The 22972-nt window shown below is 69.9% G+C and carries 19 protein-coding genes and 1 pseudogene; 11 read left to right on the top strand and 9 right to left on the bottom strand.

Annotated elements, in window-relative coordinates; genetic code table 11:
* Window positions 1-15 precede the first annotated feature (15 nt).
* The 7 genes from ACFWI4_RS06705 (at window position 16) to ACFWI4_RS06675 (ending at window position 8596) form a co-directional block, all read left to right on the top strand.
* Window positions 16-255 (top strand): hypothetical protein, encoded by a 240-nt coding sequence (locus ACFWI4_RS06705; protein WP_387191705.1) that lies wholly within the window; start codon window positions 16-18, stop codon window positions 253-255.
* A gap of 88 nt (window positions 256-343) precedes the next feature.
* A complete protein-coding gene (locus ACFWI4_RS06700; RefSeq protein WP_387191703.1) occupies window positions 344-649 on the top strand; it encodes a carbohydrate-binding module family 20 domain-containing protein in 306 nt (101 codons plus the stop codon).
* A 183-nt stretch (window positions 650-832) separates the two neighbouring features.
* The gene (locus tag ACFWI4_RS06695) at window positions 833-3394 is read left to right on the top strand and encodes an alpha-amylase family glycosyl hydrolase (protein WP_387191701.1); all 2562 of its coding nucleotides are present in this window, start codon (window positions 833-835) and stop codon (window positions 3392-3394) included.
* A gap of 420 nt (window positions 3395-3814) precedes the next feature.
* Window positions 3815-4633 carry an SDR family oxidoreductase gene (locus tag ACFWI4_RS06690; protein ID WP_387191899.1) on the top strand — a complete coding sequence of 273 codons (819 nt, stop codon included), beginning with the start codon at window positions 3815-3817 and terminating at the stop codon, window positions 4631-4633.
* 5 nt (window positions 4634-4638) lie between these two features.
* Window positions 4639-5973, top strand: coding sequence for an NAD(P)/FAD-dependent oxidoreductase (locus ACFWI4_RS06685; RefSeq protein ID WP_387191699.1), 1335 nt, complete (start codon window positions 4639-4641; stop codon window positions 5971-5973).
* A gap of 80 nt (window positions 5974-6053) precedes the next feature.
* The gene (locus tag ACFWI4_RS06680; RefSeq protein ID WP_387191697.1) at window positions 6054-7556 is read left to right on the top strand and encodes a cytochrome ubiquinol oxidase subunit I; all 1503 of its coding nucleotides are present in this window, start codon (window positions 6054-6056) and stop codon (window positions 7554-7556) included.
* On the top strand, window positions 7556-8596 hold the full coding sequence (locus tag ACFWI4_RS06675) for a cytochrome d ubiquinol oxidase subunit II (protein WP_385392058.1): 1041 nt from the start codon (window positions 7556-7558) through the stop codon (window positions 8594-8596). The genes ACFWI4_RS06680 and ACFWI4_RS06675 overlap by 1 nt, the downstream gene beginning before the upstream one ends.
* A 58-nt stretch (window positions 8597-8654) precedes the next feature.
* Here the strand turns inward: ACFWI4_RS06675 and ACFWI4_RS06670 are convergent, their stop codons facing one another.
* The 7 genes and pseudogenes from ACFWI4_RS06670 to ACFWI4_RS06640 form a co-directional block, all read right to left on the bottom strand.
* Complete coding sequence (locus tag ACFWI4_RS06670) at window positions 8655-10235, bottom strand: GMC oxidoreductase (RefSeq protein WP_387191694.1); 1581 nt, start codon at window positions 10233-10235, stop codon at window positions 8655-8657.
* A gap of 161 nt (window positions 10236-10396) precedes the next feature.
* Window positions 10397-10954, bottom strand: coding sequence for a gluconokinase (locus ACFWI4_RS06665; protein WP_387191692.1), 558 nt, complete (start codon window positions 10952-10954; stop codon window positions 10397-10399).
* Between the two features lie 9 nt (window positions 10955-10963).
* Complete coding sequence (locus tag ACFWI4_RS06660; RefSeq protein WP_387191690.1) at window positions 10964-11908, bottom strand: cyclase family protein; 945 nt, start codon at window positions 11906-11908, stop codon at window positions 10964-10966.
* Between the two features lie 51 nt (window positions 11909-11959).
* A pseudogene (locus tag ACFWI4_RS06655) lies at window positions 11960-12187 on the bottom strand (trehalase-like domain-containing protein); the annotation flags it as partial.
* A 369-nt stretch (window positions 12188-12556) separates the two neighbouring features.
* On the bottom strand, window positions 12557-12934 hold the full coding sequence (locus ACFWI4_RS06650) for a hypothetical protein (protein WP_387191688.1): 378 nt from the start codon (window positions 12932-12934) through the stop codon (window positions 12557-12559).
* A gap of 321 nt (window positions 12935-13255) precedes the next feature.
* On the bottom strand, window positions 13256-13585 hold the full coding sequence (locus tag ACFWI4_RS06645) for a UBP-type zinc finger domain-containing protein (RefSeq protein ID WP_387191686.1): 330 nt from the start codon (window positions 13583-13585) through the stop codon (window positions 13256-13258).
* A gap of 188 nt (window positions 13586-13773) precedes the next feature.
* Entirely contained in the window at window positions 13774-14643 is an 870-nt protein-coding gene (locus ACFWI4_RS06640; protein WP_387191897.1) for a GntR family transcriptional regulator, read from the bottom strand.
* 576 nt (window positions 14644-15219) lie between these two features.
* Between ACFWI4_RS06640 and ACFWI4_RS06635 the strand changes: the two genes are divergently transcribed.
* Window positions 15220-15471: a hypothetical protein gene (locus tag ACFWI4_RS06635; RefSeq protein WP_387191684.1), complete on the top strand. Its 252-nt coding sequence runs from the start codon at window positions 15220-15222 to the stop codon at window positions 15469-15471.
* Window positions 15472-15612: 141 nt separating this feature from the next.
* On the opposite strand, the gene ACFWI4_RS06630 is transcribed toward ACFWI4_RS06635, so the two are convergent.
* The gene (locus ACFWI4_RS06630; RefSeq protein ID WP_387191682.1) at window positions 15613-16158 is read right to left on the bottom strand and encodes a hypothetical protein; all 546 of its coding nucleotides are present in this window, start codon (window positions 16156-16158) and stop codon (window positions 15613-15615) included.
* Between the two features lie 63 nt (window positions 16159-16221).
* Window positions 16222-16527 (bottom strand): hypothetical protein, encoded by a 306-nt coding sequence (locus tag ACFWI4_RS06625; protein ID WP_387191680.1) that lies wholly within the window; start codon window positions 16525-16527, stop codon window positions 16222-16224.
* 277 nt (window positions 16528-16804) lie between these two features.
* On the opposite strand from ACFWI4_RS06625, the gene ACFWI4_RS06620 reads away from it, so the two are divergent.
* From ACFWI4_RS06620 to ACFWI4_RS06610, 3 genes are all read left to right on the top strand, one after another.
* Window positions 16805-17503 carry a hypothetical protein gene (locus tag ACFWI4_RS06620; protein WP_387191678.1) on the top strand — a complete coding sequence of 233 codons (699 nt, stop codon included), beginning with the start codon at window positions 16805-16807 and terminating at the stop codon, window positions 17501-17503.
* Window positions 17500-20520: a M48 family metalloprotease gene (locus ACFWI4_RS06615; RefSeq protein ID WP_387191676.1), complete on the top strand. Its 3021-nt coding sequence runs from the start codon at window positions 17500-17502 to the stop codon at window positions 20518-20520. The genes ACFWI4_RS06620 and ACFWI4_RS06615 overlap by 4 nt, the downstream gene beginning before the upstream one ends.
* A gap of 124 nt (window positions 20521-20644) precedes the next feature.
* The gene (locus tag ACFWI4_RS06610) at window positions 20645-22843 is read left to right on the top strand and encodes an MMPL family transporter (protein WP_387191674.1); all 2199 of its coding nucleotides are present in this window, start codon (window positions 20645-20647) and stop codon (window positions 22841-22843) included.
* Window positions 22844-22972 lie beyond the last annotated feature (129 nt).

Below are 22972 nucleotides of genomic sequence, written 5' to 3'. Positions count from 1 at the left end.
CTCCGTGGCGTCCGAGTGCACCAACCTGCTCGGCCCGGCGGATACGGCGCCGTCCAGGTCGCGCCGCCCGAGGACTCGGTCAGTATCGTCGGCCGTCCGCGGCGGGAGGACTGCCAGCCGGTCGACGGCAACCTCATCGGCCCGCTGGACGAGAGGCAGTGCACCGCCATGGTCGACGCCTGCCACGCCGCCGGGGTGAAGGGGCAGGCCCGTGCGGTGATCACCCGGACGACCGGCCACGGGAGTGTCCCGTGACCGTGGACGCGAGCGGCGGCGCGGCCGTCGCCTTCACACCCGGGGACGCGGTCATCCTCGACGTCAACAGCCCTTGTTTTAAAGGCACTTGCGGCCACACAAGCTGGTCTCCGTTGCCTTCGAGGAGTGCCCCGACACCGACCGCCGCCAGAGCGTGTGCGCGGTCGGCTCCATCGCGGCGCCGGGCGACAGGAACACCGCCGCAGCGGTCCTCCCGGCCGCCGGCCACCCGATCTGGTCGACCGCGCTGACCCGGCCGTCCAGCACGAGCTTCGCCCACCGGCATATCCAGAAGCACCCGGACGGCACGGTCACCCGGGAGAGCGACCCCAACTGCTCCTGCACCCCTCTCACGCCTCCGGAGCCGTCGCCAGTCGACAGCTCCGGGCGCTGACACCGACCGCTCGCGGTCCCCCGGTACCCGTCGGCTCCCCCGCCGCTCGCGTCCCCACCCCCAGACCCAGCACACACTCCGACTCCACCCCACCCCACCCCACCCGAGGGCGGCAGGTACGGGCAGCCGCAGGCGGTCGCGTGCACCCGTCGGCCCTCGGCATGCCCGGAGGCACTCCCCCTCATGAGTCGCAGACCACTCCCCCGCGCCGGAATACGCAGAGCCGCAGTCCTCGGCGTGTCCGCCGTCCTGCTGGGCGTCGGCACCGTCTCCCTCTCCTCCTCCCCGGCCGGCGCCGCCGCGCCGAGCGCGGTCACCCTCGCCGGAACCTTCGACAGCGAGATCGGCTGCTCGGCCGACTGGCAGCCCGACTGCCCGCAGGCCCAGATGTCCCCGCGGGCCGACGGCACCTGGACCGCCTCGTTCAACGTCCCGGGCGGCAGCTACAGCTACAAAATCGCGATCAACGACAACTGGACCGAGAACTACGGTGCGGGCGGCGCGGCGGGCGGCTCGAACATCTCGATGACCGTCCCCGCGGGCGGCGAGGTCGTCGACTTCGTCTACGACCCCAACACCCACCTGGTCACCGAGGACTCCGCCCGCCCCGCCGTCACCGCGGCCGGTGACTACCAGTCCGAACTCGGCTGCACCGCGGACTGGTCCGCCACCTGCGCCACCACCCGGATGACCGACCCCGACGGCGACGGCGTCTACACCTACAGCACCACCGCGATCCCGGCCGGCAGCTGGAACACCAAGGTGACCCTGGGCCAGTCCTGGACCGTGAACTACGGTGCGGGCGGCGCGGCGGGCGGTGCCGACATCGCCTTCGACGTGCCGTCCGCCGGGGCGAGCACCACCTTCTCCTACAACGCGGCAACCCACTGGATCACCGTCGTGAGCAACGGCGGCAGCACCTCGTCGCTGAACACCCTCGGCGCGCTCTACACCCCCACCGGCACCACCTTCCGGCTCTGGTCACCGGACAGCTCCAACGTCAGCGTCAGCGTCGGCGGCAGCAACCATCCGCTCAGCCCGAGGGCCCTCAGCGGCTACACGAACGTCTACCAGGCCGTCGTCAGCCGGGACCTGAAGGATCAGACGTACCAGTTCTCCGTGGGCGGCGTGCCCGTCCCCGACCCCTACGCCCAGATGACCGTCCCCGGCACCACCCAGGGCGTGGTCGTCGACACCGCATCCGTGACCCCCACCGACGGCAACTGGGCGGCGCGCCCGGCCCTGACGAACCGTGAGGACGCGGTCGTCTACGAGCTGAGCGTCCACGACTTCACGATCGACACGAGCTCCGGCGTCGACGCGGCCAAGCGCGGCAAGTTCCTCGGCCTGGTGCAGACCGGGACGACGGACAACGGCGCGAAGACGGGCATCGACCACCTGAAGGAGCTGGGCGTCACAGCCGTCCAGATCATGCCCTCGTTCGACTTCGGCAGCACCGTGCCCAACTGGGGCTACGACCCGGTGAATTACAACGTTCCCGAGGAGCAGCTCTCGCAGTTCACGGCACCGGAGGACCGGATCCGCGAGTTCAAGGACATGGTCAACGTGTTCCACAAGAACGGCATCCGTGTCGTCATGGACGTCGTCTACAACCACACCTTCAGCAAGAATGTCTTCGGCAACATCACCGGCAAGTACTACACCTCGACCGACCTGTCCGGCACAGGCAACTCCATCGACGACGGCAACCCGATGGTCGGCCGCATGATCCAAGACTCCCTGGAGCACTGGGTCCGTGACTACGACATCGACGGCTTCCGCTTCGACCTGGCCGGCGTCCACTACACCAACAACGTCAACACCTGGGCCAACTACCTCAACACGGCCTACGCCGGTCACACGCTGATGATGTACGGGGAGCCCTGGAACGGCGAAGCGAGCGACCCGCAGGAACCGCAGAAGGTCCGCTACGGCAACCTCCCCGCCCTCGCGCCCGCACACTTCGGCGTCTTCAACGGCGTCTACCGCGACGCGATCCGCGGCGGTACGGACACCAGCACCATGGGCTACATGGGCGGCACCGGCAACGCCGCGGCCATAGCCTTCGGCATGCGCGGATCACCCACGGACGTCTACAGCACCACCCCGGTCTCCGACCTGTGGACCCCGGCCTTCGCCGAGGACCCGGAGCAGTCCATGAACTACGCCTCGATCCACGACAACCTGAACCTCTACGACAAGATCACCTACTCTGGCGCGACCGGCGGAGCCACCGGAACAGCCGGCCGCATCGACCGGTTCGCCGTTGGCATGATCCTCACCTCCGAGGGTGTCCCGGTCATCGCCGAGGGCGACGAGTTCCTCCGCTCCAAAGTCGTGAGCGGCGACTACCCGACCGCGATGAACTCCTACGCCGCCTCCGACGCCGTCAACGCGATCCACTGGGGCGACAAGACGGCCAACGCCAACATCTTCAGGTACTACAAGGACGCCATCGCGCTCCGCAAGGCCGGCGCGGCCCTGCGCCTCACCACCTGGGGCGCGGTGCACAACCAGGTGTCCTCGACCATCGACGGCTCGGTCGTCGTCGGCCGCTTCAGCTCGAACGCGGCCGCGCCCACGACCTACGACACCGTCGTCGTCGACAACCCCACCGGCAGTACCTACAACGTGGCGCTGCCGCCGGGGACCTGGACGAAGGTGCTCGACACCACCGGCGCCGTCGCGGCGAGCGACAACGCCTGCGAGAGCCTGGCAGTGACTGTCTTCAAGAAGATGAGCTGATCGAGTGCTCACCGAGTATCGAGGCTTCTTCGGCCATGCCGTAACGATGTTCTCTCCGGCTGGGATCTGCCAGGCGAGAAAAGCAGCGATCCGTGGGCTGTCAGAGCTGGCCCCGAGCCAACGCAACGGCTGGCCTCGCATCTCATCCATGCTCTCTTGCAAGGCTGGGATCCCATCGAGACCGCAGTGGGCAGCCGGGCCTCGGGCCTCGCGTCTTCTGGATCCCTCTGAGCCACCGGGGTGACATCGACGGTCGAAGCGAGCCCGGTCTTGCGCGTCGGGTCTCCGCCCGGGTTACCGATGCATTTTGCTGACCACCGAATTGTGGCGTCTTCCGCGAGGCCTTTCCGCTGACAGGTGGGGGCGGGTGCGGGTGGGCATCGAGCGAGGAGGACCGTGGTGGCAGGCACAGTCGAGGAGATGGGCACGCCGTCGGTCGCACGGCTTCTGCGAGGGCAGAAGGCCCTGGTGACCGGCGCGAACTCGGGGATCGGCAAGGCGACCGCCATCGCTCTGGGCCGGGCGGGGGCGGACGTCGTGGTCAACTACGTCGTCGGGGCCGACGAGGCCGAGAAGGTCGTGGCCGAGATCAAGGGCTTCGGGGTCGACGCCTACGCCCACGAGGCCGACGTCTCCGACGAGGGCCAGGTCGTCGAGATGGTCGCGCGGATGGTGCGGGACTTCGGGACCATCGACATCATGGTGGCCAACGCCGGCCTCCAGCGGGACTCCTCGCTCGTGGACATGACGATGGCCCAGTGGCAGAAGGTCATCGACGTCAACCTGACGGGGCAGTTCCTGTGCGCGCGGGAGGCCGCCAAGGAATTCATCCGGCGCGGGGTCGTCCCGGAGGTGTCCCGCTCGGCGGGCAAGATCGTGTGCATGAGTTCGGTCCACCAGATCGTGCCGTGGTCGGGCCATGTGAACTACGCCTCCTCCAAGGGCGGCGTCGGCATGATGATGCAGACCCTGGCCCAGGAACTGGCCCCGCACCACATCCGCGTGAACGCGGTCGGGCCCGGTGCCATCCGCACCCCGATCAACACGGCCGCCTGGGACACCCCCGAGGCCGAGGCCGAACTCCTCAAGCTCATCCCCTACCGCCGGGTCGGTGACCCGGACGACATCGCCAACGCGGTCGTCGCGATGGTCTCCGACCTGCTCGACTACGTGGTGGGCACGACCTTGTACGTCGACGGCGGGATGACGCTCTTCCCCGGCTTCGCCACCGGCGGCTGAGGTCCGTGGAAGACCATGTGACGCCCCGCCGGGTGGTGATCATCGGGGGCGGGTTCGCCGGGCTGTTCGCCGCGCGGGCCCTGCGCCGGTCACCGGTCAAGGTGACGTTGATCGACCGCCGGGCGCACCACCTCTTCCAGCCGCTGCTGTACCAGTGCGCGTCCGGGATCCTGTCCGAGGGCCAAATCGCGCAGCCCCTGCGTGCGGTCCTGCGCCGTCACGCGCACGTGCGCTGTCTGCTCGCCGACGCCACCCACGTGGACGTGCAGGAGCGCGCGGTCCACGCGCGGCGGCCGGAGGGCGGCAGCGTCGTCGTCCCCTACGACGACCTGATCGTCGCGGTCGGTATGCGGCAGTCCTACTTCGGGCACGACGAGTTCGCTGCTCACGCGCCGGGCATGAAGACGCTGGAGGACGCCCTGGAGATCCGCCGCAGGATCTACCGCGCGTTCGAGATGGCCGAGTCGGCCACCGACGCACGGGACCGGCGGCACTGGCTCACCTTCGCCCTGGTCGGAGGCGGTCCGACTGGGGTGGAACTCGCGGGGCAGATCAGGGAGATCGCCGGCCACACCCTCGACCGGGAGTTCCGGAGCATCGATCCCCTCCAGGCCCGGGTGCTGCTCTTCGAAGGTGCCGACCAGGTGCTGGCGTCCTTCGGGGACCGGCTGGCGGCGCGGGCGGCCCGCTCCCTCGGTGACCTCGGTGTGGAGCTCCATCTGGGCACGCGGGTCACCGACCTCGACGAGCAGGGCCTGACGGTGAAGGAGCGGGACGGCACGACCACCCATCACCCCGCGCGTACCGTGCTGTGGACGGCCGGGGTCGAGGCGCCGCCCATCGCCGCCGCCCTGGCGCTGGCCACCGGTGCGGAGCGGGACCGTGCGGGCCGCATCGCCGTCGAACCCGACCTGACCCTTCGCGGCCACCCGGAGATCCGTGTGGTCGGCGACGTGATGGCCCTCGACCACCTGCCCGGCCTCGCCGAGGTCGCCATGCAGTCCGGTGCGTACGCGGGACGGGCCGTACGTCATGCGGTGGAGGGCCGGACGAAGAAGCCGAAGCCCTTCGCGTACAGGGATCTGGGCAGCGCGGCCTACATCTCGCGCGGACGGGCCGTCGTCAAGGCCGGGCCCGTACACCTGTCGGGCTTCGGCGGCTGGCTGGCGTGGCTGTTCATCCACATCGCCTTCCTGACGGGGTTCCGCAGCAGGCTGGGCGCGGTCCTGAGCTGGTCCGTCGTCTTCGCCTCCGGCGCGCGACGCGAGCGCGCCTTCACCCTGCCCGGCACCGGGCCCACGGAGCAGCACGCGGTCACCACGCCGCTGCGCGGGCCCTGACCGGGCCCGGGGCTTCCGCGCCGTGATCGTCTTGTCCCTGCGTTCCCCGCCGACGGCGGGTGAGGATGACCGAGGCACCTATGCTCAGCACAGCAGTGCACCTGGCCGCCGGCACACCGGCCCAGCTTCTGCCTTCCCGTGAATTGATGGCCTTCACCCTGGCCTCGCACATCCTGCTCGTCCCGTTCGGGGTGGCGCTGCCGTTGATCACGCTGATCATGCACTACCGGGGTCTGCGCCGCGGCGATCCGGTCGCGATGCAGCTCGCCCGGCGCTGGTCGGCGGTGATGGCGGTGCAGTTCGCCATCGGAGTCGTCACGGGCACCGTGCTGTCCTTCGAGTTCGGACTGCTGTGGCCGGGCATGATGGGGCGCTGGGGCGATGTGTTCGGTCTCGGCTTCGGCGTGGAGGCGTGGGCGTTCTTCCTCGAAGCCATCATGATCGCCATCTATCTGTACGGCTGGCGCCGCCTCAAGCCGTGGACCCACTTCTGGCTTGCCGTGCCGCTGCCGCTGGCCGCGTTGATGGGGGCGTTCGGGATCATCGCCGCCAACTCGTGGATGAACACCCCGCAGGGGTTCAGCCTCGACTCCCAGGGCAATCCGACCGACGTCGACGTGCGCAAGGCCGTCTTCACACCGATCTTCGGCACCGAGTACTGGCACTTCGTGGTCGCGATGTTCCTGACGGCCGGCTACGTCGTCGCGGGTGTGTACGCGGTCGGCTGGCTACGGGGCCGCCGCGACCGGTATCACAAGCTGGGCTTCATGGTGCCGTTCACCGTCGCCGCGATCCTCACGCCGATCCAGTTCTTCCTCGGTGACTCCGCCGCCCGTTCGGTGTTCCACAAGCAGCCGGTGAAGTTCGCCGCCCTGGAGATCGTCTGGAAGACGGACACCCACGTGCCCGAGTACGTCTTCGGCCGGCTGCACTCCGACGGGACCATCTCCGGCGGCATCAAGATCCCTCAACTGGACTCGATCCTGGCCGGGTTCAGACCCGACACCAAAGTGACCGGACTGACCTCGGTGCCGGCGCAGAACCGGCCGACCGCCGCCGAGGCGACACTCGTGCACTTCTGCTTCGACCTCATGGCGACCATCGGCAGCGTGCTGATCCTGCTGGCCCTGTGGTACGCCTGGCTCTGGTGGCGCCGCCGGGACATGCCCGACAACCGCTGGTTCCTGCGCTGCGCCTCGGTGGCGGGCGTGGCCTGTCTGGTGACCGTCGAGTGCGGCTGGATCGCCACGGAGGTCGGCCGTCAGCCCTGGATCGTCTACAACCAGATGCGCGTGGCCGAGGCCGTCACGCACACGAGGGCCGCCGGGATCTGGACCATGCTCGGGGTCGTCATCGTCGTCTACGTCGCGGCCTTCGGGTCCTTCCTGGCCGTCCTCCTCAAGATGCGCACCCGTTGGCGCGTCGCCGACGAGGCCGACGTCTCCTCGGCCACCGCCCTCGAACCGGAGGCCGACACCCCGTACGGGCCCCGGCGCAAGGCCGACGCCGCTACCGCCGGAGCCCCGTCGGGCGGCGGCCCGGGGTCCGGTCCGGGCGAGGGACGCACGGGAGGTGACCACTGATGGCGGACGTGATCGCCTGGGTCCTCGTCGTGGTCATCGCCGCCTACGCCTGCGGCGGGGGCACCGACTACGGAGCGGGCTTCTGGGACCTCCTGGCCGGCGGAGCCGACCGGGGCAAGCGGCCACGCTGGCTGATCGACCACGCCATGGCGCCCGTGTGGGAGGTCAACAACGTCTGGTTGATCTTCGTGCTCGTCCTGATGTGGACCGGCTTCCCGAAGATGTTCCAGGCCGTGTTCACCGCGCTGTGGCTGCCGCTCGTCCTCGCGGCCGTCGGAACGGTGCTGCGCGGTGCCGGGTTCGCCCTGCGCAAACCGAGCAGGCGCCTGGCCCGGCGGCGCGTCTTCGGGGCGGTGTTCGCCGTCGCCTCGCTCCTCACGCCGTACTTCCTCGGCTCCGTCCTCGGCGGCGTCGCCTCGGGCAGGGTCGCGGTGGGCACGCCCGCCACCGCGCATGTCTGGGCCAACCCGACGTCGATCCTCGCGGGTCTCCTCGCCGTCGCGGCCACCGCGTTCCTCGGCGCCGTCTTCCTGGTCGCGGACGCACGCCGGTTCGGCGCGGACGACCTCGTCGACTACTTCCGGCTGCGCGCCCTGCTCGCCTTCGGCGCGGTGGTGGTCCTGGCCCTGATCGCCCTGCCGGTCACCCACCACGACGCCGCCTACGTGTGGCACGGGATGACCCACGGCCTCGGCCTGTTGATGATGATCCTGTCGGCCTGCTTCGGTGTGCTGACGGTGGCACTGCTGGTGGTCCGCGCGCACCGCTGGTCTCGGCACACCGCGGTCGCCACGGTCGCATCGGCCATCGTGGCCTGGGGGTTCGCGCAACGCCCCTATCTGCTGCCGACCACGCTGACGGTGGCCGAGGGGGCCGGCGCGTCGCACACGCTGCGCTGGCTGGGCATCGTCACCGTCGTCGCGGTGGTGCTGGTGGGCCCGGGGCTGGTTCTCGTCTACTGGCTCGACACCCAGAGCGAGTTGGAACCACTGACCGACTCCGACACCCGGGCCGCGCCGCTTCCCGGGGACAACGTCTGAGTCCGAGGAGAAACCGGCCCGCGCCACGGAACATCGGGCGCGGGCCGGTCCGTCGTGTTCAGCCCAGCCGTTCGACCAGATGGTCGCCGACGCGCAGGGCGTTGGCGATGGCGGTCAGCGAGGGGTTGACCGCGCCGATGCTGGGGAAGAACGACGTGTCCACGACGTAGAGGTTGTCCAGGTCGTGGGCCTTGCAGTTGACGTCCAGGGCTGAGCTCGCGGGGTCGGTGCCGAAGCGGACGGTGCCGGCCTGGTGGGCCGTCGCCCCGATCGGCATCCCCTTGTGCAGATAGATGCTGTGGTTCAGCAGTCGGTGCGGATGCATCCCCAGGTGCCCCAGCATTCCTTCCAGCTTGTGCTGGAGCCGCTTCAGACCGGCGATGTTGTTCTTCTCGTCCAGGGCGAGGTGGATGCCGCCGTCCTTGTCGAGGGTGACCCGGCTCTCGGCCAGGGGCAGGTCCTCTCCGCACAGCCAGAAGTCGACGGCGTGGTGGGCGAGGACGTCGAACGGCATGTCGGGAGAGACCTTGCCGGCCCAGCGCGGCGCCTCGCCATGGATCTGGTCGGCGTCCGACTTGCCCAGCATCTGGATGCCGCCGAGCGGGAACTCCCAGTCGTCCGCGCCGAAGTACCAGTCGTTGAGGGCCATGGTCTTCTGGAACTTCGTGGGATTCGGTTCCTTCGACACGGCCATCAACGCCAGGTTGTTGTGGCGCATGTAGTGCCGGCCCACGACGTCGGAGCTGTTGGCCAGGCCCGCCGGATGCCGGTCGTTTGCCGAACGCAGCAGCAGCACAGCGGAGTTCACCGCACCGCAGGCGACGACCACGATGTCCGCGCCGAACGTCTGCGTGCTCCCGTCCCCGAACTCGGCGACCACACCGGTGACCGTCTGCCCGGACGCGTCGGTCTCCAGCCGTCGGACATCTGCATGGGTCACCATCGTGACGTTGGGGTGTTCGAGCGCGGGGTCGACGCAGATCACCTGCGCGTCGGACTTCGCGCCCAGCAGACAGGGGAATCCGTCCACCCGGTCGCAGCGGATGCAGGCACTGGCGTGCGTGGCCCGGCCGTTCTCGTCCTGCGTGAGGTTCACACCGATCGGCAGATGGAAGGGGTGCAGCCCCTGCTTCTCCAGGTCGTCGCTGAGCTGCTGGATCCGCGGCTCGTGCTCGACGGGCGGGTAGGCGTACTGGCCGCTGGCCGGGCCCTCGGTGAAGTCCTCTCCGTGCCGGCCGTGCACGCGATAGAGGTGTTCGGCCTGTGTGTAGTACGGCTCCAGGTCCTCGTAGCCGATCGGCCAGGCCGGGGACAGCCCGTCGTGGTGGCGCACTTCGCCGAAGTCACCGGGGCGCAGCCGGAACAGCGCCGCGCCGTAGAACTTGGTGTTGCCGCCCACGTAGTAGTTGACCTCGGGCGGGAACTCGTTGCCGTGCTTGTCGTACCAGAACTCCGGTGCGCGGTACTTGCCTTGGACGAAGACCGCGGTGGAGTCCCAGTTGTCCCGCTCCCGGGGCAGATAGCCGCCGCGTTCGAGGATCAGTACGCGTTTGCCGCTGGGCGCCAGGCGATGCGCGAGAGTGCCGCCGCCCGCTCCGGTGCCGATGACAATGACGTCGTAGTGCTGGTCGCCGGTCATGAAACGCCCCGTCCGTGGAGTCGTTGGCCTTCTCTTTCCGGAAATCGCCCCCCACGGCTGAAACCGCTCAAAGCCCCCGTCGAAGGGGATCGGTCACGGATGCGATTTTATCGGGCGCCTCCACCCGCAGCACCCTGGCGGACAGACGCCGGGCAGTGGGCTCACCCCGGCTCCGGGCAGCGTGCGTCTCCCGCCCACCCGGCGCTGCGCAGCGCGGCCGCGGCCCGGTCGACGATCTCTTGCCGGGGGGTCTCGGCGTCGATGGTCAGGCCGAGTTCATCAGGGCGCAGCGGCTCCAACTCGGCGTACTGGGAGTCGACGAGGGCGGCGGGCATGAAGTGTCCCGTGCGCCGGGCGACCCGCCGCCGTGCGGTCGCCGGGTCGAGTGCGAGGTACAGGAGCCATACGTGGGTCCCCGCCCGGCGGAACATCTGACGGTAGCGGTACCTGAGCGCCGAGCAGGCCACGACCCCGCCGGTGCGGGACGCCGTCGCCCGCCCGATCCACTCGGTCACGGCGGTCAGCCAGGGCCGGCGGTCCTCCTCGGTGAGCGGCCGGCCCGCGGCCATCTTGGCGCGGTTGGCCGCCGGGTGGAGCTCGTCCGCCTCCAGGAAGGGCACCCCGAGCCGCTCGGCGAGCAGGATCCCCGTAGAGGACTTGCCGGACCCCGACACCCCCATGACCACCACGACCGGGGGTTCCTCGCAGCGGTTGTCCATGGCTCCCCTTCACAGAACGGCGATCGGGTTGACGGGGGAACCGGTGGCGGCCGGCAGCCGCAGCGGGGCGACGACGCAGAAGAACGACCAGCGTCCCTCGGCCGCGCAGACCGGCACCAGATCCTCGAACTGCAGATAGTCGAGAAGGTGAACGCCCATCGCGTGCATCGCCAGCACGTGCACCGGGAAACCGACGCCGTCGACCGCACTGGGAGCGGTGTCGTTGTTGCCGTCGCCGCCCAGGACCGCGACCCGGCGTTCCGCGAGGAACTCCATCGCGTCCGGGTGCAGGCCGGCCCGGGCCTCCGCCGTGTGCCAGGGACCCGTTTCGGCCCGGCGTTTTCGGTGGCCGACCCGCACGAACAGCAGGTCGCCCTCGCCGACCTGGGCGCCCTGGGACTCCTCGGCGGCGCCGAGGTCGTCGGCCCTGACGTGCTCGCCCGGTTCGAGCCAGGGCACGCCGCGCAGCCGTGGGATGTCCAGCAGCACCCCACGCCCGACGATCCCGTCCGCGAGCGCCCCGACCGTCAGCGCCGTCGCGCCGGCCTCCGTGACACTGGCGGCGTCCACACCGCCGTGCAGGGTGCCGCGGTAGATGACGTGGCACAGGGCGTCGAGGTGGCTGTCGGTGTCCCCGTGCACGTTCATCGCGAAGCTGTCCCTGGCGAAGTGCAGCCCCTGGTCGTCGGACCGCTCGGACCAGGCGCGCATGGTGTGCCGGGCGGGCTCCGGGCTGTCGGGCCCCGTCGAGGTCTCCACCGGTGCCGCCAGGGTGACCGTCCTGCCTGTCCGAATCTCCCGTGCCGCCGCCGTCACCCGGTCCGGTGTCAACGCGGCCAGAGCGCCCCGCGCACCGGCCGCCCACGAGGCGCCGGAGGCCAGGCGCCGGTGCAGGGCGTCGAATTGGGCCGCGGTCAGCCGGGGCGTCTCCCCGCGGGACTCATGGCCGGCCACGCCTCAGCGCCCGTGTTCCGCGTCGAGGGCGTCGTCGAGCGTGCTCGCCGCCATGATCGCCGTGTCCGGACAGTAGAGCTGCTTGCACGTGAGATCGGGATGCTCGGAAGCGATAAGGAAATACCCTCCGCCGTCGTGGTCGAGCAGGGCGGCGAAGATGCTGGGCGAATCGAAGCGGGGTGCCGCGAACCAGTCGACCACGCGCTGGGAGGAGACGAGCGCGGCGGTCCGCAGATCGCCGACGAGACCGTGGCCGACGATAGGAGGGTAGCGGTCCATCCGGTCACTCCACTGTCTCCCCGAGCAACCCCCTGCGCTTCCGATCCCACTATCCGTCGAGCGACGCGCCGTCGCCACATGCCACCAGGACGGGGAACGATCGGCCGCCGCCGCTGCTCTATGCGCTTTGATCGCCACTGAGAGTGCACGCCGGCCATGGTCCGCAGCAGCTGGCGGTTCGTGGTGCGTCCGGGTCACCGACTGGAGGCTGTCACCGAGGACAGCGCGCCGCGGCACGCTCCGCGTGACACCCTCATCTTGCTGGCGCCGGCCGTTGAAGCGCAGGGCGTCCGCGAGGGTGGACGCCCGCCCCGGGGCGCGGGCTGAGCAATTCAGCGTTCAACCGTGCTGGTCGCCCGCACCGATTTCTCAGTTGTCCTTCTGCTGACTCATCCACTCCGCGATGGCCTGCTCAAGTTCGGCGAGCTGTTCGGTCGGGCTGAATTGCAGGAGTTCGGTGCCGGCGTCGACGTAGGGCCGGTGACCAGGCGGGGTGTAGAACGCATCGCCGGTCTCGTACACCTCCTCGTGGTCGCCGAAGACGAAACGCACGTGTCCGGCGAAGACGTAGCCCCAGTGCGGGCAGGGGCACTGGCCCCCGGGCAGGGCTTGGAGCGGGCCGTCCAGGTCGGTGTCCGCGGCGAAAGACACGAACTCGACCGTGTAACCGTCCATGTCCTCGCGCCGGTCGGTCACCGGACCGAACTCCTGTACCCGGGATGCGGTGGCTTTGGAGATCTTGGGCATAGTTGAGACGAGACCACAGATCCCGCACCCCGACCCGCTGAAACACCCTTCAGGGTGACCCGGGCTCAGAGCAGCGCGAGATGGGTCCCCCAGCGCCGGGGCGGCCCTGGCCCCAGCTTTACCTCGTTCCACCTGACGTAGATGGCCCACTGTCCGCGTTCCGACTCCACCGCGGCCGGGCACGCAGGCCAGACGCGGTACTCGTCAGCCTCGTCGCCAAGGTGCTGGCCATAGGCGTCGAAGTAATGGAACTTCCTCTCGATGTCGACAAGGCCGACACGTGACCCACGGCTTGGACGGATTGCGGCGAGGGGCCGACGCTCACTCCGTTGAGTGGCCGTCGCTCAGGCGGAGGAAGAGTTCATCGACGTAGCACCAGGCCCACGGCTCGCCGCTTGGTTCCATGGAACGGGCGACGGGGTGACCGCTCGATGCGTAGTGAGCGTATGCATGGGCGCCCGGCGCGCTGTCGCTGCATCCGATGTGACCGCAGGTCAGGCAGACCCGCAGACGCGTCTCCTCGCGACCCTGGGAAAGGCACTCTGGACAAACGCGGCTTCGCGGCGTCGGTACCAGACCCGCCTCGGCGGCATGGAGGCAGTCGCGGCCCTCCGGACGACCACCGTCCGGTTGCACTACCCACTCGGTCATGATGTCGCCTCTCGACGGCTGGTGGCGTCACCCAGTACTTCGCCCGTGCAAGGACGGCCAGATGCACGGCCGACGGCACCCAGCAGCGGTCGCGACAGCCTCGACGACGCATCTGGGCCCGGACCACCCTCGGCATCACCGTCAAGGTCGTCTCCCGACCCGAAGTCGATAGCCCCTGGCACAGGCGCTTACGAAAGGGTCAGGTCCGACGCGATGGTTTCCCAGACGCTGTCGAACCACCGCTGCGATTGGTCGACGTAGGCCGCGTCCCTCCCGCCCGCTTGACGATTGAAGGAGAAGAGAAGGGATGCGGCGCCGACGGTGTCGTACATGTCCAGAATCTGGCTCTCCACCTCCTCCTCCCGCCTGGCGAGCATGTAGTACGCCATCAGGGCCTCCGTCTCATTGAGGAGGTACACCTTCATGGGAGGGGTGAAGGGGAGCGCACGGAAGGCTACCCGGACGTCGATGCCGTGGCTCGTACGCAGCCCCAGCAGGTTGTGGCGCAGGACGTGCCCTTGGACGTTGCGCTGCTCGAGCCAGCGCTGGTGGACCGGGTCGTCGGGGATCTGCGCAGATCCGCCCCCGGGGCTCATCACAGAGATCGGGAACGCCAGATTGATCTCTCGGGAAGGCAGCAGGATCCGCACGTCGATCGACCTGGGGAGGATACGGCCCTCATGGATCAGTCGCACTGGTTCACCCAGCGCCAGCATCAGCGTCTCCGCGGTCAGACACACCGCATCCACGCGGACTTCCGGCGCCGCGAACGCCTCTGCGAGCCTCGGCGGCAACACGACCATCGTCGACTGTGGCACATCCGCAGGGCGCTGGGGCGACGTCATGGGGAGCGACGTATCCGGTGGTGGCGGTGCCCCCCGTCCGGCTGTGGCCGCGCCGTCATCTGCCGCGGGCAGCGTGGCGGGTGCAGGGAGATCGCTCAGGAGCTCAACGGTGCCGTGGCGCTGATACCTTCCGGACCGCAAGACGGTATCGCCGGGCTCAAGGCCTTCCACCAGGGATGCGGCCACAGCCGAGTCACGGTCGCCCGCGAGCAAGCTTTCCGCGTTGTCCGCGCCAGCCGTCGAAAACGGACGGCGGGCCGCGGCTCGGGCGCGTTCCAGAGTGTGCCAACGCTCCCTCCAGACCTGGAGCTCGGGGTCACGCCGTTCGGGCGGCTTTACCTCTTCGCCATCATCGTAGGAGAGCAGGACGCGCACCAGCCACAGCAGTCGGTCCAGGGAGGCCGGGCCTCGCCGTCCGGCGAACACTTCGCTCACCGATGCCTTCGACATCGCGTGCTGTTCGCCACACACCTTCTTTCCGCGCACGAGGATGCGGTCGTAGGAAGGGGCTCCACGATCCCGCTTCAGCTCGATGAACGCCGCAGCCAGGCCCTGCAGTGTCGCCGCGTAACTGCCTCCACCGTGCTCGCCATTGACTGCCACGTGGTCCCCCCGATGCGTGCGCGTCGGCAGCAGGGTAGAGCAACCTGACCGGAACTGTGCCGAACATGGCGAAACAACCCGGAACACGACGGTGACGTGTTCGGTGGTGGGCGGTCCTGATCCGTCTAGAACTCGACTTGTTCGATCGATGCAGGCCGGCGGCATGTTTGGGGTGATGGTGCTGACATGACTCAGATGACACCGCCGCCGGCCCAGCCCGGCCGGAGCGGCTCTGAAACGGAGCCACCGTTTCTGTCCCTGCACACCGCCGTCGTTCTGCTCACCGCGCTCGTACTCGGGCTGGTCGTCGGCGGCCTCACCGCGCTGACGGATGTCCCCGCCGCAGGCGCTGTACTGGCCGGGCTGACGGCGGCCGGCTCGACGGTTCCGGTGCTGCGCTCGCTGATCGGCCAGCCCCGTGAGCGCTCCGGCGCATGAGCCCGCACCGCCGGGCACCCATCTGCCCAAGTCGATGGTGGCCAGTGGGACGAGCCACCGTAGTGGCCCTGCCCCATCGAGGGAATCATCGCCAAGACGGGGCTCGGCACCCAACCTCCGTAACTCCAGAGGTCACCGCTGTCAGTAGGAGGAGGCCACGACGCCGCGGTCCACCGTGATGGTGTCGCGATCCAGTGCGGGCAGTCCCAGGTGGTCGCAAATCAGTTGGGTCAACTGCTCCTCGTAGGTCTCACTTTGACCATCCAGCCCTGCTGCCGAGATGAGAGGAGCCATCTTGTTGGGCCAGTACTCTCCGACGTGTTCGGCGTCCTCATAGGCGATGCAGGACGATACCTGGCCGTTCTTGTAGTGGTAGGCCTCGGGTCCGTGAGCCTTGGCAACACACGGATTGGGCACGAACACCATCAGCTCAGCGCCCGGAGGGCACAGTTCGCGGTAATCGATCTCGTCGTAGTCGTCACGGTTGAACATGTGATGCACGATCACGCCCCAGTCGCCTGGTGCCGTGTCGTTGCCGTAGGCGAACGGGGGCCGTTGCTGCGCGGACAGGCCTTCGGCCATGGCGGCCAGGCTGGTGCCCTTGAAGTAGACCAAGACGGTTTCGTCATCCTGGTATCGCACTTCATCCACCCACGACATGACGCCGCAGTCGATCCAACTTGTCATGCCCAGCAACATAACCGGCGCCACTGACACAGGAGCCTCCAGAGCGGCAGCCCACGCCCCTGGCTACGGCAGCGGCGAAGCCACGGCCTGCGACCCGTGCCCGGAGAGATACAGCCTCATGGCGCACTGGTCCTCGGCCTCGATGAACACCTGCTGCCCCCAATGAACGCTGAGGCGGTGCGCGACATCGACGAGTCGTCGGCGCTCCTCCGGTGAGTACGCGGGGAACCGGACCCAGCCTCGTTCAGCGATGACCTTGCCGAGATCACCGAACAGAACGGCCCGCGCACGCTGCTCTTCCTCCTCGGTCAGCGGTGTCGGTCCGCCCTCTTCAGGCCGCACGTGAACGTTGTACAGGTCTCGGATCACTGACTTCCCACCACTCGTCGGGCCACCCTCCGGAGAGGATATCCACGCAGCCCATGGGCACCACCGGCCGACCTCTCCGGATGCCGCAGTCAAGGCAGTTGGCCCGCTAGCCCCTTCGCGAGCGCGGTCGATGGCACCAGGCGTGACCAGTGCGATGAGTAAGCAACGTCAACCAGCCGGAACACGAGGCGAGTTGAGGGCTGATGCTGGCGGGCCTCGCGGGGTTAGCGTGGACATGGCCGAGTTTGGCGTGCCGTAGGTCTTGAGGGGGACACGGGTGGAGACTGAGGCAGCCTCGTACAAGGGGCGTACGAACGCAGCGATCGTACGAGACGTCGTACACGATGTGGTGGCCCAGGTCGCGCGGGAGGAACTGCCCCTGGTGGAGGGGCTGGCGCGGTTCGATGACGACACGGTCGGACGGAGGCTTGGGCACCGGGAGGGTCAGCGGCCGGAGCCGTTGGGCTTTGGGTCGGACGAGGTCACCGCGTTGGTGACCGGGGTGGTGTGGCTGACGCTGGACCAGACCGTACGGCAGCTGGGCGAGCGGACGGCGGACGGTGTCGTCCGGGGTGCCGGAGGCCTTCTGCGCAGGGTCTTGCGCAGACACACGGAACCGGCGACGGTGCCCCCGCTGACCCCCGAGCAGCTCGCCGAGGTGCGGCAGCGTGTACTGGAGGTGGCGGCCCGGCGCGGCCTGGGACGGGAGCGTGCCGAGACCGTCGCCGACGCGGTGGTGGCCCGGCTGGCCCTGGGCACCGCGCAGGCGGAGCCGCCCGCGCCGCAGGGCGAGTCGGGCGGATCCGCGGACCGCAGTACGGGCGGCAGCGCGGGTCACGGTGTGGGTGGGACCACGGACAGCAGTGCGGGTCGCGGTGTGGGTGGCGGGCCGGACGGCAGTACGGGCGGCAGCGTGGGTGGCACCCCGGACAGGAGTACAGGCGGCAGTGCGGGTGGCGGGCCGGAGCGGTCGTGACCGTGGCAGCCACCGGACACCTCACCCAGCCCCGCCTGGACGAGCGCTCGATGCCCTCGGGCACCACGCTCCGCTTCATCCTGCTGGTGGTGCTGATCGCGGTGAGCAGTGCCTCGATGATGATGCTGACCCTGGGTTCCGGGCCCGGTGCGGGATCTTCTTCCGCCACGGGCACGGGCAGCACCGGCAGCACGGACGGCTGCGTACTCGCCGCGGGCGGAGACCCGTCCCGTATCGGCGGGGTGATCCCGCAGGAGGACACCAGCGCCTACCGGGAATGCCTGGCCCGCTACGGCCCGACGCACACGTCGCCCTGGTGGGTGTCCGAGGTGTGGCCCGTTCTGGTGATCGTCGTGGCCGCCGTGCTGATGTGGACGATCCCGGCCTGGAAGGCACGGCGTGGACGGGTCGTTCCGCTGGAAATCGTGGACGGCGACGGCGCGATACGGGGCGCGGTGGCGGAACTGGCCTCGGCGGCGGGGCTGAAGCGGGTGCCGCGGGTGGTCGTCGACCCGGCGGCGGCCTCGGCCGGCGCGGTGGTGTTCGGCAGCAACAAGCGGCCGGTCGTGTGTCTGCACGGTGGCCTGCTGGTGCGCGCGCGTACAGATCCGGAGGGCTTCCGCGCGGTGCTGCTGCACGAGTTCGCGCACATCCGCAACGGCGACGTCGCCCTCACCTACCTCACCGTGGCGCTGTGGCGGGCGTTCCTCGGCGCGGTGCTGCTGCCGTACGGGGCGCTGATGGTCATGTTGACGGTGTGGATGGCGCTGTTCGCCCTGAAGGTACGTGCTCCGCTGTCGCCCGAGACGATGGTGGGGATCGACAGCAGCTGGCCGCTGATCGCCCGGCTGCTCGGCCTCGCGGTCGTGCTGGTGCTGCTGGTCCACCTCGCCCGGGCGGACGTGTTGCGCAGCCGGGAGGTCCACGCCGACCTGACCGCGGTGCGCTGGGGCGCGGCCCCGCACCACTGGGCGACCCGCATGGCCGGCCCTGTCGTCGTGCCCCGCGGTGTGCTCCGGCGGTTACGGGCGTCCTTCGCGGAGCTGTTGCGAACCCATCCGCGGTGGGACCTGCGCCGGGAGGCACTGGCCGATCCCGCGGAGCTGTTCAGCGTACGGGCGCTGCCGATGTTCCTGACCGGGGTGGCCGCCCCGGTGATCAACGCCCAGCTGTGGGTCTACGACGGGCTGCGTTCCGTCCCGCTGCTGGAGGAGGCCTCCTGGGTTCTGACGGCCACGCTGGTCGCCGGGGTGGCCGGGGTCGCCCTGTGGCGGGCGGCCGCGCACGCCGTGCTCACCGGGCGGCGCGAACCGTCCGGTGTACGTGCCGGGTTGTGGCTGGGCGCCGGGATGACCGCCGGGGAACTGGTGGCCTACCAGTCCGGGATCAACACCTGGCTGCCGGGCAACCCCGTGATGCTGTTGTTCCCGTTCGCCGCCGGTGTGGCCTTCTGCTGGTGGACCGCCCAGTGCGCCAGGCTGTGGACCCGGGTGCGGCCGACGCGTGTCAGGCCGCTGCTGTGGCTGGGGTCGGTGGCCGGCGCGGCGGTGATGGCGTCGTGGTTCGCCTGGTGGCAGGTGTTCGGCGTGAGCTACGCACGCGAGGGGTGGCCCTCGGTCGCGGAGATGCGCGCCCAGCTGGTGCGGGGTCTGCCACCCGGGCAGCTCGCGGGGCAGCACGGCATCGTGGACGGGATGGCCGCGGTGTTGCCCGAGATGACGGACCTGAACCACTGGGCTCTTTCCCTGACCGCGGTCGCGGCTCTGTGGCTGCTGCCGCTGACGGCCTGGGCCCTGCGCAACTCCGCGGACCGCGACACTCCGGACCGCGACACCGCCGACCACGGCACTGCGGACCACGGCACTGCCCACCGCGACACTCCGGACTACGGCATCGCGCCGCTTCGGGAACCCCTGCCTCCGCCCCTGCGCCGGATACTGCTGCCAGGTCTGCTGGGCGCGGCGCTGGCCACCACGGCCGTCATGGCGGTGATGGCGTACATGCACACCTGGCAGCCGCCGCCCGCCGAGCGTGGCCTCCTGCACCTGTGGATCTATCTGGCCTGGGTGCTGATGTTCCTGATCGCCGCCGCGACAGCCGCAGCGGTGGCCGCAGCGGCCCTGACCGATCGCTACCGGCTGCTGTGCGCCCTCATCGCCGCCCAGACCACGGTGCTGGCCGGTTTCGCCGGAGTCTTCGTTCTCGCCTCCCTGGACGGGTGCGTCACGCCACTGGACACCCTGCGGTCCACCTGTTCACTCCACCCCGGCATCTCCGTACTCCGCGGCTTCCGCCTCATCATGGGCCCCACTCTCGTACTCGCCGCGCTCGCCGCCGTTCTCGTGGCCGCCGTGGTGAGTGTCCTGCACAGGGCGCTCAGCGCCCGCCGGACCCGTACGGCCCCGGCCTCGGTTCCGGGACAGTGGCCTCCCGTACGAGGCCACCTGCTGACCCGTCGGCTGTGCGTGGGCGTGCTCTGCGCCGCGACGCTGGCCGTCACCGCGACCGATCTGGTCAACCCCGCCGTGCGCCGCTCGACGGCGCAGACCGCCGCATCCGTTCAGGACCGCACCGGCACTACCGCGTCCCCCAGGACCCGCGCCCTGCAGGTGTACGCCTGGGAGATGTACGGCGGGCTCGGCCTGGAACGCCGCTTCATCGCCGTCAGCACCGGGCTCGAACCGCTCATCCAGAACCCGCACGCCATCGACGAGTCGCGCACCCGCGCCCAGTGCGCGCGGTTCCGCCGCTTCGCCCACGACGCCGCCCGGTACTTTCCCGTTCCCGACCCCCGGTCCCAGACCTACTGGCGCCGCGCCCAGACCTACAGCGCCGACGGCGCCACGAACTGTGACCACGCCCTGGACCGCGCAAGTGCCCACCTTCCCGGCAGCGGCCATCTTCTCGCCACGGCCCTGAACGAATTCGCCGACGCCATGGAATCCGTGGGCGCCATGAGCGTCCGCAACCGGAGCATCGTCACGCGCGCCGGAATCCTGGAACCACGGCGTGGCTGAGGCGGCCTCATGCCCGGGGCGGCCCGGCAGGCGTTAAGCGAATCGAAAGGTTCGGCTCCCTACCTTCGGCGTGCGTGAAAGGTCCGCGACTGCGGGCCGCACCAGCTCGTGGAGGTTTCCAGTCATGCAACGCTTCGCCGCATTCGTGATGCGGCACCGGATCTGGGTGGCCGTGGCCTGGGTCGCCGTCACCGTCGTCGGGGCGCTCATCGCGCCGCACACGGCCGGCCGCCTCAAGAGCGGCACCACGATCAGCGCCGCCAGCTACACCGCGAACCAGGCCCTGCGGAAGGACTACGGCGGGGTCGCCGCCCGGCCCAGCGTGCTGGTGGTCGGCCTGCCGCGGGGCACCACCGTGGACAGCCCGAGGGTCAAGGCCGGGCTGGTGGCGGCGGACAAGGTCGCCGCGTCGGTGCCGCAGGTGCGCGACCTGTCCTACGCCAACACCGGGGACCGCTCCCTGGTCGGCGCGGGCGGGACCTCCACCCTGGTGATGGTCTATCCCCCGCAGATGGGCGACCCCGTACCGCAGCAGGTGACGGACGCCATGGGCTCCGCGATCACCCATGCCGTTCCGGGGGCCTCTGTCCAGGTGACCGGTGTCGAGCAGCTCAGCTCCGGCGGCGGTGCCTCCGGCGGCAGTGTTCTGAGCGAGATCCTCGTGGGCATCGGCCTCGCGCTCGTCGTGCTGGCCTGGGTCTTCGGCTCCGCGCTGGCCGTCCTGCCGCTCGTCTCGGCGATCATCTCCGTGCTGACCATGCAGCTTGCCATCTGGTGCCTGACCTACGTCACCAGCATCGCGATCAACCCCTCCGTCCAGTTCATCGTCGCCCTGCTCGGCCTCGGCCTCTCCGTCGACTACGCCCTGCTGCTGGTCAACCGCTGGCGCGAGGAACGCGACGCGGGCGCCGACAACCAGACCGCGGTGATCCGCTCGCTGCGCAGGGCCGGCCACTCGGTCGCCTTCAGCGCCCTGATCGCCTCCCTTGGCCTGTTCGCCCTCATGGTCGTGCCGGTGTCGTTCCTCCAAGGCGTGGGCATGGCGGGGCTGTTCATCCCGTCCATCGCCGCCTTGGTCGCGCTGACCGTCGTACCACTGCTGCTGTCCAGTGCCGGACCGCGCATGGACAGGATCCGGCTGCGCGAGCGCAGGACCACCGGCTCGGGAACGATGTGGACGAACACCGCGCGGGCGATCGTCAGGCGGCCCAGGCTCGCCGCCGCCGCGGGCGCCGCCGTCCTCGGCGCGCTGTGCGCCTTCGGACTGACCATCAACATGAACCAGCCCGCCGTCACCTCGCTCTCCCTCGCCAGCCCCGCGCAACAGGCCCTGGTCGCCCTGCGCCACGACGGCTTCCCCGCCGGGGTCCTCACCTCGGTACCGGTCCGACTGCCCGCCGGCGCGGACCCCGCCGCCACGGCCGCGACCCTGCGGAACCTGCCCTCGATGCACGGCGTCCTGCTCGCGGACACCCCCGCCTGGCGGCACGGCGACAGCTCGGTGATCATGGGGCTGCCCAAGGCGCAGGTCGGCACCTCCCACGCCGGATCCGTCGTGTCCGATCTGCGCGCCGCCGCCCCGCACGACGCCCTGATCGGCGGCGAGGACGTCCAGAACACCGACATGACGCACATCATGATCCAGTGGCTCCCGATGCTGCTCGGCGTCGTCGCCCTGGTCACCTTCGTCCTGCTGGCCCGTGGCATGCGCTCGCTGCTGCTTCCCGCCAAGGCCGTCGCACTCAACGTGCTCTCCGTCGGCGCCGCCTACGGCGCGCTGGTCCTGGTCTGGCAGCGGGGGTACGGCTCCGACGCCCTGTGGGGGATCTCCGCGACCGGATCGATCAGCCCCCTGGTGCCGATGCTGCTGTTCGGCTTCCTCTTCGGCGTCTCGATGGACTACGAGGTGTTCATCCTGGCCCGGGTCCGCGAGGCGTTCGACCGCACCGGGGACAACGACGGAGCCGTGGTGGAAGGCGTTTCCCGCACCGGACGGCTGGTCACCAGCGCGGCGCTGATCCTCTTCCTGGCACTGCTCTCGCTGTCCTCCGCCCCCGACGTGACCGTCCAGATGACGGCCACCGGCATGGCCGCCGGTGTCCTCATCGACGCCGTGGTGGTACGCACCCTGCTCACCCCCGCCCTGGTGGTGCTGTTCGGCAGGGCCAACTGGTACCTGCCCGCCTGGGCCGCGAAGGCCCTGTGGATCAAGCCCGAGGCTGCCGTCGACCATGCGGGCCTGGACGACCGCGACGACCGCGACGACGGCCACGACGACGACCGCCTCGGCCGCGCCGGGGCTGAGCCGCCGCTGCGCGCCTGAGCGCACCCGTCCACACGACCGGCGGACCCCCGGCGTTCCTGTGATCCGGTGCCGGCGCTCCTGTGATCCGACACCGGCACTCCTGTGATTCGACGTCGGCCCTCATATGATCCGACGCCGGGGTCCGCC

The sequence above is a fragment of the Streptomyces sp. NPDC127038 genome (assembly GCF_042725875.1).
Classification (GTDB): Bacteria; Actinomycetota; Actinomycetes; order Streptomycetales; family Streptomycetaceae; genus Streptomyces.
This window is presented reverse-complemented; position numbering and strand designations above follow the sequence as displayed.

Excerpts from the sequence above, each read along its gene's own strand:
- ACFWI4_RS06665 (WP_387191692.1), bottom strand. The coding sequence starts at position 10,954 with ATGGACAACCGCTGCGAGGAACCCCCGGTCGTGGTGGTCATGGGGGTG.
- ACFWI4_RS06650 (WP_387191688.1), bottom strand. The coding sequence starts at position 12,934 with ATGCCCAAGATCTCCAAAGCCACCGCATCCCGGGTACAGGAGTTCGGT.
- ACFWI4_RS06610 (WP_387191674.1), top strand. The coding sequence starts at position 20,645 with ATGCAACGCTTCGCCGCATTCGTGATGCGGCACCGGATCTGGGTGGCC.
- ACFWI4_RS06670 (WP_387191694.1), bottom strand. The coding sequence starts at position 10,235 with ATGACCGGCGACCAGCACTACGACGTCATTGTCATCGGCACCGGAGCG.
- ACFWI4_RS06680 (WP_387191697.1), top strand. The coding sequence starts at position 6,054 with ATGCTCAGCACAGCAGTGCACCTGGCCGCCGGCACACCGGCCCAGCTT.
- ACFWI4_RS06690 (WP_387191899.1), top strand. The coding sequence starts at position 3,815 with ATGGGCACGCCGTCGGTCGCACGGCTTCTGCGAGGGCAGAAGGCCCTG.
- ACFWI4_RS06635 (WP_387191684.1), top strand. The coding sequence starts at position 15,220 with ATGACTCAGATGACACCGCCGCCGGCCCAGCCCGGCCGGAGCGGCTCT.
- ACFWI4_RS06630 (WP_387191682.1), bottom strand. The coding sequence starts at position 16,158 with ATGACAAGTTGGATCGACTGCGGCGTCATGTCGTGGGTGGATGAAGTG.
- ACFWI4_RS06695 (WP_387191701.1), top strand. The coding sequence starts at position 833 with ATGAGTCGCAGACCACTCCCCCGCGCCGGAATACGCAGAGCCGCAGTC.
- ACFWI4_RS06675 (WP_385392058.1), top strand. The coding sequence starts at position 7,556 with ATGGCGGACGTGATCGCCTGGGTCCTCGTCGTGGTCATCGCCGCCTAC.
- ACFWI4_RS06645 (WP_387191686.1), bottom strand. The coding sequence starts at position 13,585 with ATGACCGAGTGGGTAGTGCAACCGGACGGTGGTCGTCCGGAGGGCCGC.